General features: G+C 64.6%; 15 protein-coding genes and 1 pseudogene. 7 read left to right on the top strand and 9 right to left on the bottom strand.

Annotation, left to right across the window (positions count from 1 at the left end; translation table 11 throughout):
• Positions 1-351 (bottom strand): hypothetical protein, encoded by a 351-nt coding sequence (locus tag WS75_RS14180; RefSeq protein WP_059681016.1) that lies wholly within the window; start codon positions 349-351, stop codon positions 1-3.
• Between the two features lie 384 nt (positions 352-735).
• Between WS75_RS14180 and WS75_RS14185 the strand changes: the two genes are divergently transcribed.
• The gene (locus WS75_RS14185; protein WP_059681017.1) at positions 736-1,383 is read left to right on the top strand and encodes a BON domain-containing protein; all 648 of its coding nucleotides are present in this window, start codon (positions 736-738) and stop codon (positions 1,381-1,383) included.
• 110 nt (positions 1,384-1,493) lie between these two features.
• Here WS75_RS14185 and groL read toward each other — a convergent pair whose 3' ends face one another.
• Positions 1,494-3,128 (bottom strand): chaperonin GroEL, encoded by a 1,635-nt coding sequence (gene groL / locus WS75_RS14190; protein WP_059681018.1) that lies wholly within the window; start codon positions 3,126-3,128, stop codon positions 1,494-1,496.
• A 244-nt stretch (positions 3,129-3,372) separates the two neighbouring features.
• Here groL and WS75_RS32100 point away from each other — a divergent pair, with 244 nt between their 5' ends.
• Together WS75_RS32100 and WS75_RS14195 are read left to right on the top strand one after the other, a co-directional pair.
• Complete coding sequence (locus tag WS75_RS32100; RefSeq protein ID WP_257129383.1) at positions 3,373-3,447, top strand: hypothetical protein; 75 nt, start codon at positions 3,373-3,375, stop codon at positions 3,445-3,447.
• A gap of 296 nt (positions 3,448-3,743) precedes the next feature.
• Complete coding sequence (locus tag WS75_RS14195) at positions 3,744-4,274, top strand: flavodoxin family protein (RefSeq protein ID WP_257129377.1); 531 nt, start codon at positions 3,744-3,746, stop codon at positions 4,272-4,274.
• A 96-nt stretch (positions 4,275-4,370) separates the two neighbouring features.
• Here WS75_RS14195 and WS75_RS14200 read toward each other — a convergent pair whose 3' ends face one another.
• Both WS75_RS14200 and WS75_RS14205 read right to left on the bottom strand, forming a co-directional pair.
• A complete protein-coding gene (locus WS75_RS14200; RefSeq protein WP_059681019.1) occupies positions 4,371-4,631 on the bottom strand; it encodes a hypothetical protein in 261 nt (86 codons plus the stop codon).
• The gene (locus WS75_RS14205) at positions 4,628-4,897 is read right to left on the bottom strand and encodes an E3 binding domain-containing protein (RefSeq protein ID WP_059681020.1); all 270 of its coding nucleotides are present in this window, start codon (positions 4,895-4,897) and stop codon (positions 4,628-4,630) included. Before WS75_RS14205 ends, WS75_RS14200 begins: the two co-directional genes overlap by 4 nt.
• Positions 4,898-5,162: 265 nt before the next feature.
• Between WS75_RS14205 and WS75_RS14210 the strand changes: the two genes are divergently transcribed.
• On the top strand, positions 5,163-5,855 hold the full coding sequence (locus WS75_RS14210) for a CBS domain-containing protein (RefSeq protein ID WP_059681021.1): 693 nt from the start codon (positions 5,163-5,165) through the stop codon (positions 5,853-5,855).
• 224 nt (positions 5,856-6,079) lie between these two features.
• Here WS75_RS14210 and WS75_RS14215 read toward each other — a convergent pair whose 3' ends face one another.
• A complete protein-coding gene (locus WS75_RS14215) occupies positions 6,080-6,478 on the bottom strand; it encodes a hypothetical protein (RefSeq protein ID WP_059681022.1) in 399 nt (132 codons plus the stop codon).
• Positions 6,479-6,665: 187 nt separating this feature from the next.
• On the opposite strand from WS75_RS14215, the pseudogene WS75_RS14220 reads away from it, so the two are divergent.
• Positions 6,666-7,013 (top strand): annotated as a pseudogene (locus tag WS75_RS14220) (carboxymuconolactone decarboxylase family protein).
• Between the two features lie 41 nt (positions 7,014-7,054).
• Positions 7,055-8,008: a cation diffusion facilitator family transporter gene (locus WS75_RS14225; RefSeq protein ID WP_059681023.1), complete on the top strand. Its 954-nt coding sequence runs from the start codon at positions 7,055-7,057 to the stop codon at positions 8,006-8,008.
• Between the two features lie 59 nt (positions 8,009-8,067).
• Here the strand turns inward: WS75_RS14225 and WS75_RS14230 are convergent, their stop codons facing one another.
• A complete protein-coding gene (locus WS75_RS14230; RefSeq protein ID WP_059681024.1) occupies positions 8,068-8,685 on the bottom strand; it encodes a hypothetical protein in 618 nt (205 codons plus the stop codon).
• Positions 8,686-8,913: 228 nt separating this feature from the next.
• On the opposite strand from WS75_RS14230, the gene WS75_RS14235 reads away from it, so the two are divergent.
• A complete protein-coding gene (locus WS75_RS14235; protein WP_059681065.1) occupies positions 8,914-11,205 on the top strand; it encodes a heavy metal translocating P-type ATPase in 2,292 nt (763 codons plus the stop codon).
• Between the two features lie 12 nt (positions 11,206-11,217).
• On the opposite strand, the gene WS75_RS14240 is transcribed toward WS75_RS14235, so the two are convergent.
• The 3 genes from WS75_RS14240 to WS75_RS14250 form a co-directional block, all read right to left on the bottom strand.
• Complete coding sequence (locus tag WS75_RS14240; protein ID WP_059681066.1) at positions 11,218-12,168, bottom strand: universal stress protein; 951 nt, start codon at positions 12,166-12,168, stop codon at positions 11,218-11,220.
• A 239-nt stretch (positions 12,169-12,407) separates the two neighbouring features.
• Positions 12,408-13,001: a cytochrome b gene (locus tag WS75_RS14245; RefSeq protein ID WP_059681025.1), complete on the bottom strand. Its 594-nt coding sequence runs from the start codon at positions 12,999-13,001 to the stop codon at positions 12,408-12,410.
• 43 nt (positions 13,002-13,044) lie between these two features.
• Positions 13,045-13,419 carry a cytochrome b562 gene (locus tag WS75_RS14250; RefSeq protein ID WP_059681026.1) on the bottom strand — a complete coding sequence of 125 codons (375 nt, stop codon included), beginning with the start codon at positions 13,417-13,419 and terminating at the stop codon, positions 13,045-13,047.
• Positions 13,420-13,483: the final 64 nt, after the last annotated feature.

The following is a 13,483-nucleotide window of genomic DNA, read 5'->3' on the forward strand; positions in this document are numbered from 1 at the left end:
TCAGAACGTGGCGATCTGAAGAGCGACATCGAACGCGATGACCACTGCCGAGCACAGAACACCGAGCGTCATGTTCGCGAGCCGATGCCCGACGTCCGGATGCTTGCCTGACCATGCCGTAATGAAGAACAACCCGTCGAGAATCACCTGCAGTGCAAATACGAACAGCATCAGCGTGAACTCGTAGCCGGCCTGCGGCAGTTGCGCGAAATTCCAGCCATGCCGGCTCACCCAATAGCTGATGCGATACACCTCGTAGCCGGCCAGCAGCAGGGGAAACACGTAGGAAACGAAATAGGTCGGCAAGGTCGCATGCCGAAACTCGGGTAGGAAATGATGTCCGGTCTGCATGGTTGCCTCCCAACCTGAACGCATACGTCAGGACGATGTCGTCCACGTTTTCAGCCTAGGCTTCCGGGGCGACCGCCGCTTGATACGCATCAACGGCGACTTTCATAGACCGCGTCGGCCCGCGGCAACGCGGCGATTTCATCGGGAGAGTGTCCAGGCCAGGGCGTAACGCGAACGACAAGGTTTGACCAACATCAACGGCGTGCGTACGGCACCCTTCATTGTGAATGCGAGCCTGACGCGGTTACGACCGGCATCGGTCGACCGATCGGCGACATGAGCGCCGCGATATCGCGCCCCGTGATCGGCTGGAAGAGAGCAATTCCGATCGTGCCATCGACGCGAAGCCGATCCGCTGAACAGGCAGTCCGACAGGAGACCGACATGAAGTCCGACGCGAAACTCAAATACGATGTCGAACAGGAACTGTCCCGGGATCCGGCTGTCGACGCGCGCCAGATCGAGGTCACGGTGCGCGACGGTGCGGTGACGCTGCTTGGCATGGTCTCGAGCTGGGCGCAGAAGTTCGCGGCGCAGAAGGCGGTCCAGCGCGTCGGCGGCGTGCGTGTGCTGCTGCTGGAACTCGAAATCGCCGCGCCGTCAGCCAGTCGCCCGGACGCGGAACTGGAAGCCAGGATCATGTCCGCGCTCGACTGGCAGGAAGCGTTGCAGGACCAGTCGATCCGTGTCGAGGTCGACCATGGCCGCGTGACGCTCGACGGCGAGGTGGAGTGGGGTTTTCAGCGTCAAGCGGCAGAGGCGCTGGTGAGCCGGATGGCCGGCGTCGTCGGCGTCGCAAACCGCATTCAAGTGCGCGCGGCCCATACCTCGGGGGACATCTGCACCGAGATTGCCGATGCGTTGGCTCGCCGCGCACAGCGCAAATGTGCGGCGATCTCCATCGAGGTCGCGAACGGTGTCGTCACGCTGACCGGCACGGTCGATTCGATGGCGGAAAAACGCGCCGCGTGCGGTGCGGCATGGTCAGTCAAGGGTGTCCGGGAAGTTGTCGATCATCTGACGATTGGCTGACCTGACGGATATCTGACTCACTATTCAGTAAAACTGACGCAATACGTGGCTTGAATCAATACCCGGCTGCTGGCGAGTCGTACGAGATCAACCGGCGGCATGCGAATGGCTCAGCGGAGTTCGTCGCCCCAGTTTCCCGATTGCGCGGTGCCCGGTGATGGGGCCGTGCGTGGGCGATGCGCGATCATGCAATCGGTCGTGAGCAGCAGCGACGCGACCGAGATCGCGTTCCGTAGCGCCGAACGCGCGACCTTGACTGGGTCGACGATTCCGGCAGCAATCATGTCCCCATATGTCGCCGTCGCCGCGTCATAGCCGAACGCACCGGTTGCGACATCGACCGCGTGTACGACGGCCTGTGCGTCCGCTCCGGCATTTTCGGCGATCTGACGCAGCGGGGACGCCAGTGCGTCGTGCACGATCCGCGCGCCGGTGCGCTGCACATCTGTCAGGTATGCGCCATTGCCTTCAAGCGCGCGCCGTGCACGCAGCAGTGCGACGCCACCGCCCGGCACAATGCCTTCCTCCATCGCGGCACGCGTCGCGTGCAATGCATCCTCGAAGCGATTCTTGCGCTCGCGCAGCGCGGTTTCCGTCGCGGCGCCGACGCGAATCACCGCGACGCCGCCCGCGAGTTTCGTCAGCCGGCGCGTCAGCGCGTCGCGCTCGTATCCGGCCGGTGTCGTCCCGATACGTGTTCGCAGCGCCTGGACGCGGTCGTCGATGTGCTGGCGTTCGCCTCGCCCGGCGATGACGGTCGTCGTCTCGCGCGTGATCTCGACGCGCCGCGCGGCACCGAGATCGTCCAGCGTCGTGCGCTCGAGCGTCCGGCCGGCCTGAGCGGAAATGACCGTCGCGCCAGTGAGCGCGGCGAGGTCGGCAAGCTGCTCGGCACGTGCCTCGCCGAATCCGGGCGAGCGGATCGCGCACGATTTCAGCGTGCCGCGCAGGTGGTTGACGACAAGAGTCGCCAGCGCTTCGCCTTCCACTTCGTTCGCGACGACGAGAAGCGGCTTGCCGGTGCTGCTGAGCGCCTCGAGTACCGGCAGCAGTTGTGCGATCGCGCTGATGTTCATGTCGCAGAGCAGGATGCGCGGCTCGTCAAGGACGACGCGATGATCGTCCGAATCGACGAACAGCGGCGACAGATAGCCGCGATCGATCAGCGAGCCGTCCGCCGTCTCGAGCTCGTCGTCGAGCTTCGTGCCGTCCTCGATGCTGATCGCGCCGTCCCTGCCCACTCGCTCGACGGCCTGTGCGACGAGCGCGCCGATCGTGCTGTCGCCGCTGGCGGAAATCGTCGCGATCTGGCGCATCTCGTCCGCGCTCGCGCACGGTTTCGACAAGCGGTGTAGTTCGGCAACCACGTCGCGGCCGGCCGCTTCGATCGCGCGCTTGAGCGCCATCGGATCGTGCCCGGCGGTGACGCACTTGATGCCTTCTGCAACGATTGCCTGTGCCAGGGTGGTGGCAGTGGTCGTGCCGTCGCCGGCGACTTCGCTCGTGCGGGTCGCCACTTCGCGCAACAACTGGGCGCCCATTTCCTCGAACGGGTCGGGCAGGTCGACAGCGCCGGCGACGACGACGCCCGAGTTCGCGACCAGCGGCGCGGCGCCGGCCCGCTCGACGATCACGTTGCGCCCGCCCGGGCCGAGCGTGATCTTGACTGCCTCGGCAATCGCGTTGACGCCTTTGAGCAGCCGTTGGCGAGCATCCTGGTGAAAGACAAGCGATTTTGCGGGCACGATACACCTCCTGTGCGACGAAGCCGGGCACGACGCGTCGGGATCGGCGGCCGGTACCGCTATTCCACCTGCCGGCGCGTCGTGCCGATTGACCTGGGTCAACGAGCACAATGCGTTTCGCACCGCGTGTGCTCGCCCAAGCGCCTTCGGTCTCTCGATCGTGAGCGTTGATCTCCGTCAAGTGCCGCGGTCATCACCAATCGAGAATGACAGAAGCAAGATCGAGGCATCGTTCCAGAAAGGCATGCTGACGGTCGCGCTGCCGAAGACGCCGGAAACGCGCAAGGCCGAGAAGAAGATCGAGGTCAAGGCAGGCTGAAACAGGTTGCGGGCATCCACCGACGCATGCCGGGGGACGCCGGTGCTCATGCTTTCCGTTTTCTTCTTGACCGCTCGATCATGCCGTGAAACACCGACATTCGGACGGTCGATGAAAGGCGATCCTGCATTCGCCGTGCATGCAGAGCCGATAACCGGGATATCCGCCACGGCGCCATTGCGCCAGTTGTTGCACCGTCGCGTGCAATCCGCCCACACGGGACCGATTTTCTGCAGATCGCCCGCGCGTCATGGCGAATGGATTCAACGGACGCACGCGCCACCCGACAAGCGTGCATGAGGGAGGTCGTCATGTATGCCGGCAAGGTTCTCGTCGTATTCTATTCGCGCACCGGCACGACCCGCCGGGCCGCGTCCGCGTTGGCCGAGATGCTCGACGCCGACGTCGAGGAAATCGTCGTGACACGCGATCGCGCGGGCCCGTTCGGCTATCTGCGTTCGCTCGTCGAGGCAATCAACCAGAAGCCGGCGGAGATCGTCGCGGCGAAGCGCGACCCGTCCGCGTACGATCTCGTGGTGATCGGTTCCCCGGTCTGGGCAGGCTGCGTATCGTCGCCGGTGCGGGCGTATCTCGTCGCGAATCAGCGGCGCCTGCCGCGTGTCGCATTCTTTTGCAGCTTCGCGCAACGTGGTGCGGACTCCGCACTAACGCAAATGCGGACGCTGGCACGCAAGTCGCCGCTCGCCGAATGTCGCGTGACGCCGCGCGAAACGTTGCATGGCGATGCCAGCCCGATTCTGGCGGCATTTGCCGAACAGGCAGCGCGCAGGCTGGCGGAAGCGGCCGCGACGCCTGCGGCGCGCTGAAGCATGCGAGGGCGCACGGTTCCGTGCGCCCTCGTGTAACGGTGCGGCGGACGTCCCGACGCCGGCGCAAACGCCAGCTTGCGCGATGGACAGGCCTCAAGACACCGGTCGGTGTGCGTCTGCGGCCGCGAGATAGCCGACGACCTCGTCGAGCATAACCAGGCGACCATAGTCGCGCTCCGGGATATCCACCTTCCGCCGCGCATGAAGGCCCGTCAGAAAATTGCGCCAGTCCATCGAATCGTGATCGACCTGACTGCGCAGCGGACGATCCGCACGCAGCGTCGACGGGTCGAGTTCCGGCGCGACGGATGCAAGCGTTTCCAGTACGACCGAAAGGATGTCTGCATTGTTCATCGGTTCGACTCCTCGGGGTGCTGCAGCAATTCACCCAGTTCAACCAGGAACCGCGCACCGCGATGGCCGTCGGATACGCAGCCGCGATAACCCGTCTCGTTGCCGGAGAGCGCTCGCCGGGGCGTGGCGGCCGCCGCGATTGCCCGTTCGACGTCCGCAAGCGTCACCGAGCCTGTCGGGCCAGTGCCCGTCACACTGTCGGAATCGACCGGGTGCTGCTGCGCAAGCTTGCGCGCGGCTGGCACATCCGGGATCGGGGGCGCCATGCGTTGCCCGTCCGACTCCCGATTCGACCGTGGCGAACACTTGCGTCGCAAGTGCAAAGAACCGTTGATCGCGGATCACGACGCAGCTTGAACGCCGGGATCGCCGCATCTGCCGTGCAATCGGCTGCCGGTTGATATCGCTCAAGCTTGTCCCGGGTTTCCGAGTGAAGCATTCATCTAGCAGGCCAGCCGGTCTCAGTGAGTGCGCGCAGCTTTTCGCCGCGGACGAGCCGACGAGGGGCCAACGCATTGAAGGAGCAACCTTATGCGAGCGCGTGACGTGATGACGACCTCGGTCATTTCCGCCAGTCCGGAGATGAGCGTTCGGGAGACCGCAAAGCTGCTCGCGGAGCACTCGATCAGCGCGGTTCCCGTAATCGATGCGGACGGAAAGTTGATCGGGATCGTCAGCGAAGGCGACCTCGTGCACCGCGTCGAAATTGGCACGCATGCGAGACGCCACTCCTGGTGGCTGGAGCTTCTTGCGTCCAGCCGTGAATTGGCCAGCGAGTATGCAAAGGAACACGCGCAGACCGTGAAGGACCTGATGACTGTCGACGTCGTCACGGTCTCGGAGGACACGCCGCTGTCCGAAGTTGCCGAATTGCTGGAACGGCACCGCATCAAGCGCGTGCCGGTCGTCGACAACGGCAAGGTGGCGGGCCTGGTGAGTCGAGCCGATCTCGTGCGCGCGCTTGCCAGCGATACGCACGACAAACGGAAGTCGTTCGTGCATGCGGACGTTGAGATACGCGAGGCGATACTGAATGCGATGTCTGGCCAACGCTGGGCGCTAACTCGAGGCCAGATCATCGTCAAGAACGGCAAGGTACATCTATGGGGCGTGATCTTCAGCGAAGAGGAGCGCAAAGCGCTGTGCGTGGCAGCCCAGACTGTACCTGGTGTCAAACAGGTGATCAGCCATCTCGTCTATCCTCTTACGCTTCCCTCGATGTAAACGTAAGTGGTCGACCGCGCGGGCGACACACATCAGCGGGGAAAAGGGCGGTGCTCACGCCGATGCCGAGTGACGCACGAGTGTGCTACGGGACGAAGGCGGCGGCCCGGGTATCCGCGGCGACGACCTGCACCGGCTCGGCGAACGGTTCTTTCGGCCGCAGGGAACCCAGCCGATCGCGACCGGCACGGCGTGCCCGTCGCCGCGCACGCCATGCCATGCGATCACTGGCCGGCGGCGCCGCTTGCAGGGCCGACAGGCTGGCCGTGCATGTAGCCCGGCCCCATGCCCGTACCCATGCCCATGCCTTGCCCCCGATGCATGCCCCACATGGGCGGAGCATCGGGCAGCTTGATGCCGCGCGCCTTTGCGCGCTTCTGCATCTCCGCGTGATGCTCCGCGCGGATTTTCTCGCGCTCGGCGTCCGATGTCGCGGCAAGCATCCGGGTACGGTATGCGTTGCGTTCGGCGGGTGTCATCAGCCGGTTGCCGTACATCATGCCGCCCGGCTCGACGGTGGAATCGCTGGCGGGCTGGCCCGGCTGGGCATTGGCCAGACCGGCCGTCATCGCGACCGCGACGCCGATCAGGCACGAACCGGTGAACCTGTTCACTGCGGACATGACGCTCTCCAAATCGTTTGCATGGTTTCAACCGTACGCAAAGATGACGATCGAACCTTTGCCACAGGTCAAGCCCCCCGGAATGCCGGCGATCATGCTGTTGTCAAACGTGCGGCGCATCATGCGGCGTCACGGCGACGAAGCGTGGTGAGCCCACTCGATTTCTGTCCTGTCGGAGCCGCCAGCCATGTCGAATTCATTGCATTATGGTGAAAGAACCGCGCAAGTCGCCGAGCAGATGCGCAAGTTTCGGCAGTCGCAGCCGGACCTCATGTCCGCCTTCGGCGCGCTGGGCGCGGCCGGTACCGAATAGGGGGCGCTGACGAAGAAGACCCGCGAGCTGATCGCATCAGGCATCGCGATCTCGTGCCGCTGCGACGACCGCATCGGTTTCCACATGCAATCGCTGATCAAGCTGAAGGCGACGCGCGAGGAGAGCGAGGCGGTCTCCGGTGTCGCCGTCTATATGGGCGGCGGCCCGTCGATGATGTACGCGGCACATGCGTTGATCGCGTTCGACGAGCTTTCGACGTGACGTGCGGCCTTGCTCAACCCGGGAAAGTGACCTGAATCGTGATGTCAAGAAATCCCGACGTTGTTTCGGAAACCGCCGCTGAAGCGACGCCCGCGATGGCCGCCGCGGCCACGCGAAGCACCTGGGTGAGCGTGGCGGTCAACCTCGCGCTGAGCATCGGGCAAGTGGTAATTGGCATCCTGTCCCGATCGCAGGGTCTCGTGGCGGACGGGATTCACTCATTGTCCGATCTGATCGCGGATTTCGCCGTGCTGCTGGCCAGTCACCATAGCCGCAAGCCCATCGACGAAAAGCATCCTTACGGCCATCAGCGCTTCGAAACCGGCGCATCGCTGGCACTTGCCGCAATCCTGCTGCTGGTGGGTGGCGGGATGCTCTGGTCCGCCATCCAGAAGCTCGAGCATCCGGAAGCGATCGCGCGCGTCCACGTCGCGGCGCTCTGGGTCGCGCTCGTCGCGCTCGCCGCGAAGGAAAGCCTGTTCCGTTACATGCTCGCGGTCGCCACGCGAGTGAAGTCGAGCATGCTCGTCGCCAACGCATGGCACGCGCGTTCGGACGCCGCATCGTCGCTGGTCGTCGCTTGCGGCATCGTCGGCAACCTGCTCGGTTATCCGCTGCTCGATCCCGTCGCCGCGCTGATCGTCGGCGGGATGATCGTGAAAATGGGCGCCACGTTCGGCTGGGACGCCTTGCACGACCTGATGGATCGGGCGGCCGACGCCGAAGACGTGCAGGCGATCCGCGCGACGCTGCGCGCGACGCCGGGCGTGCTCGACGTGCACGACCTGCGCACGCGAAAGACCGGCGACCTGATCCTCGTCGACGTGCATCTCGACATCGACGCCGATCTCACGGTTGTGCAAGGGCACGACATCGCCGTGGACGCGCGTGCTCGCGTGATGAAGCATCACCGTGTCCTGAACGTGATGACCCACGTCGATCCGCGCAAGCGGGAACGCATCGCTGAAACCGTGTCCGGGATGCGCGGCCGGTAAGCGGCACCGGTCGGCCGGTCAGCCGGTGCGGCCGATCGGCACGGCGAGCATGCCGGGTGTCATTCCGCGCCGCGCGGAGGATGGCCGCGCCGGAACGTCAACCGGCGTTCCTTGAGAAGCGCCCGCCAATTGAGCTTCATCAACGCGAAGACGACGCCGAGCAACGCCAGTTGCGTGACGATGAAGTATCCGCCGAGATAAGTGCCTTCGAGCCCGGACTCCACGTCCAGCCAGGTCGACGCAAGGCGGCCGAGGTGCGGCCAGATCGCATAGGTCGCGGCGCGGCCGACGAAGAACGCCGCGGCGATGATCCTGAGCGGCAATCCGGAAAGGCCGTATGCGATGAACAGATAGTTCGACGGAAGCGGGCTCAGGGCATAGAAGAAGAACGCACCGGCGGTGAGCGTCCTGTGCTTGCGCAGCCAGTGCGTGGCGACGTCGATGTTCTCGCGATCCGATTGCCGCATCCAGCGGGCGCGCACGAGCGATCTTGCGAAGGTCGCCAGGATGACGCGGCCAGTCGTCGCCGCGCCGGCCGCCACGATGGCAAAGATCGGCGGATTGCCTTCTGGCAGGTTGAACCCGACCCACGACATCGCCATCCACGTGGGCGGGGCGAACGCCGGCATGAGATTCAGCAGAAGAATCAGCAGAAACAGTACCGCCAGCGTCAGCACGATATCGCCTCGACGCGCTTCGGTGTCACGCTTCGATTGTGCTGACGAAAGGCGCCGCCCGCTTGACTCACGTCAAGCAACGCGCCGTGCCGGTCGTTCGCGTGACGCGCTTCGCCGTGACTCAGGTCAACGGCCGAACCGCGGCGTTTCCTAGACTGATTCCACGCCGTGAGCAACCGGAATCGGATGCAGCGAACCCCGCCGTGCACGGCAATTGGAAGAATGGTCATGTCCCGATCCCGCTGGTCGATCGATCTCGCGTTGCTGGTCCTCGCAGCGTCTACGCTCGCCTCAGGGGGCATGTGCGTGGCGTTCGGTCTGCTTTCCCTCGCGCGGGTTTTCTGGCTGCTGGGTACGGTGCCGGTCTTGCTCGCGTTGACCGTGTCGCTTGCAAAGGCGGTGGCGAAACGGGAGGCCGGCATCGACGTGCTCGCATGGCTGGCGATCGGCCTGGCAATCGCGCTCGACGAGACGCTGACCGCCGCGGTCATCGCATTGATGCTCGCCAGCGGCCGGACGCTGGAGCGGTATGCGCAAGACCGCGCGCAACGCGAGATGACCGCGCTGCTCGGCCGTGCCCCCCGGCAGGCGACCCGGTTCGAGAACGGTGAATGGCGTTCCGTTGCGCCGGAAACCATCGTTCCGGGTGACAGGCTGCTCGTGCGTAGCGGCGAATGCGCGCCGGTCGACGGCACGTTGACCGACGACGCGGAACTGGACGAGTCCATGCTCACGGGCGAGTCGTCCACCCAGCGGCGGCGCTCCGGAGAAACCGCATGCAGCGGCGTGGTCAACGCAGGCGCGCCATTTGAAATGGTCGCCCGCACCACGGCAGGCGACAGCACGTTTGCGGGCATCGTCCGCATGGTCGAGCGCGCACAACACGAGCGCGGTCCCGCCGTGCGTCTCGCGGATCGCTACGCGGCATTCTTCGTGCTCGCCTCGCTGCTCGTCGCCGGCATCGCGTGGCTGCTGACCGGCGACGTCACACGCGCGCTCGCCGTGCTCGTCGTCGCCACGCCCTGTCCGTTGATCCTTGCCGTGCCGGTGGCCATCGTGTCCGGCCTGTCGCGTTGTTCGAAACGCGGCATCCTGGTCAAGGGCGGTGGCGCGCTCGAACGCCTCGCGCAAGCTTCGATTCTGTTCTTCGACAAGACCGGGACGCTGACGGGAGGGCGGGCACGCATCGTTGCGATCGAATGCAGCACGGACGTCGGAGCGGGCGATGTGCTGCGTTTCGCGGCGTCATTGGCACAGGCTTCGGGGCATGCCATTTCGGATGCGCTGACGGTCGCCGCGCGGGAACGCCGGATCAATCTGTCGCCGCCGTCGGTCGTCATGGAAACGGCGGGCGAGGGCGTGACAGGGCGGGTCGACAATCGGACCGTCGCGATCGGCAAGTTCGGATACGTCTGCGCCTGTTCAACGGTCGCCCCCTGGAGCGACGCGTTCCTCAAGCGGGTCGGCAACGAGGGCGGTGCCGCCGTATTCGTCGGCGTCGATGGTGTGATGATCGGTGCGATTCAGATGGCCGACCAGTTGCGGCTGGAAACGCCGCGGGCATTGCGACTGTTGAAACGAGAAGGCGTCGAGCGCCTCGTCATGCTGACCGGCGACCGGCGAGACATTGCCCAGGCCGTCGGCGAGTTGCTGGGTGTTACCGACGTGCGTGCCGAGCAGACGCCGATGGACAAGCTTGCCGCGATTCAGGCCGCGCGCAAGGAAGGCGTGACGATCATGGTCGGCGACGGCGTGAACGACGCACCGGCGCTCGCGGCCGCCGACGTCGGTATCGCGATGGGCGCGCGGGGGGCAGCCGCGTCATCCGAAGCTGCCGACGTGGTACTGCTGGTGGATCGGCTGGATCGACTCGTGGATGCGATACGTATCGCGCGACGGTCGCGCCGAATCGCACTCGAGAGCGTGGTGGCCGGCATGTCGCTGTCGGTCGTCGCAATGACGATTGCGGCGGCCGGATTCCTGCAGCCGATTGCCGGTGCGGTCATTCAGGAAGTCATCGACGTCGTCGTCATCGTCAATGCGCTACGCGTGTTGCTGGTTCGCCCGAGGTCAACTGACGCCCGACTCGCCGATGTCGACGTCGAGCAACTCAAGCGCGAGCACACGGCATTGTCACCGTTGCTGGACCAGATCAGGGATCTCGCGGATCGTATGCCGCAACTATCCGGGGCAGCCATCGCCAGTGAGCTTGTCCACATGATCGACTCGCTGGACGAACGGCTGCTGCCACACGAACGCGCCGACGATCGGGACGTCTACGCGCGACTCGCCCCGCTTCTCGGTGGCGAGGACCCGCTGGCGGCGATGAGTGGCGCACACCGGGAGATTTTCACGATGGTCCGATCGCTCAGGCAGATGGTCGAGGACCTGCCGCGCGACGGAACGAACGCCATGCAGGTGCAGGCGATACAGCGCTTGTTGTACGGGCTGGAAGCGATCGTACGCCTGCATTGCGCTCAGGAGGAGGAACTGTTCCACGCCGTCGGAGCGGATGCGTGACGATGAAACGCATCACGCATGCGGCGCACTCACCAGAAGAAGCGGCGTTTTCGTGATGCGCGCAACGCGTCCGGCCACGCTGCCGACGAGCCAGCCCGTGACGCCGCGCCGCCCATGGGTGCCCATGACGATCATGTCCGCGTTCCATTCGATAGCGTTGTGCACGATCAGGTGAGGCACGTCCGCGCCGGTGCGATCCGTTTGAATCAGTTGAGACTGCGCGTGCGCGGGTGTGCCATCGAGCAGGTCCATGGCTTTTTGCAGTGCACGATTGCCTTCGCTGATCAACGCCGCTTCCAGCGTCTCGACGGGGACGAAATCACCCAGCGATGTGGGGCGATCGAGCACGTGTATCGCCCGGAATTCGGTATCGGGCCGCGAGAATTTCAACCCCGTTCGCAATGCGTGGAGCGCAATCGGGCTTCCGTCGACAGCGAACAGCATCCGCCGCGGCAGGTGCTCGGCGACCGACGCAAAACCTTCCGGAACGATGAGCAGCGGGCAACCAACGAGCTTGCCGAGCGGACCGGAAACCGTTCCCTCGATCCATCCGAGCAGGCCATGATGCTGACGTGTGCCGACGATCATGAGTTCGGCCTGCCAGGCTTGTGCACTTTCGGCCAGCGCATGCACGACATCCCCACCGTGCGTGGACAAGTCGATGACTTCCGTGTCGATCGAGATGTCGTCGCGCGAGATTGCGCTTTGGGCGCGCGACAGCGCGTCGGATGCGTCTCGCAACAATTCGTCGCGGGCCGATTCGAGAAATGCCGTGGTTTTCGACCCGCGCGGGACGAGCGTTCGCGGATTTTCCGTAACGCTGACGATATGCACCGCGGCATTCGACGGAAGGAACGCTTTGGCATACGCGAGGGCATGTGTGGATGCGGCGGAACCGTCTACGGCGATCAGTACACGCTGGGAGGCGGGCACTGCCTGTACGGGTGAAGTGCTGGTGTTCATGAACGTCTCCCGGTGACAACCGACGGTCTTGTACACGGCAATTTTTCGCACGAGGGCCGTTTACCGGCTTGACCTTCGTCAAGCACGTTCGTCTTCACAGTTCCGGGCGAGATGGCGGCTCGATCGCGTCGAGTGCATGGCCGCTGCCCCGTTGAATGCCATGATCCTTACCAGGATGACCTCACCGGCATCCAGGGCACGACCGGAGGTTCAAATCAGGCGTTTGCCGGCATTCACGGTCAACGGCAGGGTGACCTGCTCGATGCTCGATTCCGGTCACCGGACGGGGCCCGCTGCCGGGCGACGCGCGCGGGCAAAGGCAGAATGCGCGGAAACACGTTCTCCGACCTGAACAGCTTGTGTGCCACCGCGCCCAGCACGTGCAAGCCGACCAGCGCGGCCAGCCCGTAAGCCGTCAGTGCGTGCAGTTCTCCCAGCCAATGTGACAGCTCGCGACTCCTGGGCACCAGCGTCGGCAGTGAGAAGAGCCCGAAGCAGCTGGCCGTGTGCCCGGCCGCGTTCGTCTTCATCCACCCGAGCACGGGAATGGCGAACATCAGCACATAAAGCAGCCCGTGGACGCTGCGTTCCGCGAAATGGTTCAGCGTGCCGGCCGGATTGACCGACGCCGGGAGGCTGCGGCGCATACGCAGCCGATTCACGATACGAAGCGCCACGAGCCCAAGAATGGCGATGCCGATCGACTTGTGCAGGCTGACGAGGTCCTCGTTGTCGTCGAGCAGCAAGCCGACGATCAGGTTGCCGATCAGCGCGGCGGCCAGCAGCCAGTGCAGCAGGCTGATCGACAGCGGATAGCGGGTATTGGTTTTCATGACGGGAATGCCTGTTCAGTAGCGAAAGCGTGCCCTGCTCGGGTTATCCGAGCAGGTCGTGATAGTGCTTCTTCGTACCGTCTATCCGGCGCAACGCCTGCTTTGCGGCGGGTAGATCATTGGCCTGGATGGCACGGTCGACCGCGGTCAATTCATCCCGCAATGTGCGCATGCCTTCGTCGTAAGTCGGCTGGTCATTGCGATACCGCTGGCGGCTCGCCTGCTGCGCATCGCTTTCGAGCCGGGCCACGTAGCCGTTCATTTCCGGAATCGTCCGGCTGTTCATGGCACCCTGCATCGCGTGCTTCATGTCTCGCATCAGCGTCTTGATCTCGCCTGCGGACGCCGGCGCGGCAGCCACGAAAAGCAACGCGCCCAGCGTTGCGCAAAAACGGAGTCGGAACGGTAGCCTGTTCATGGTCGTCGATTCGATTGCGAGTGTCGGTGACGGCGACCATAGAATGCCGACGTTAACGGATTCT

It is taken from the genome of Burkholderia sp. FL-7-2-10-S1-D7 (assembly GCF_001524185.1).
GTDB classification, from domain to species: domain Bacteria; phylum Pseudomonadota; class Gammaproteobacteria; order Burkholderiales; family Burkholderiaceae; genus Burkholderia; species Burkholderia diffusa.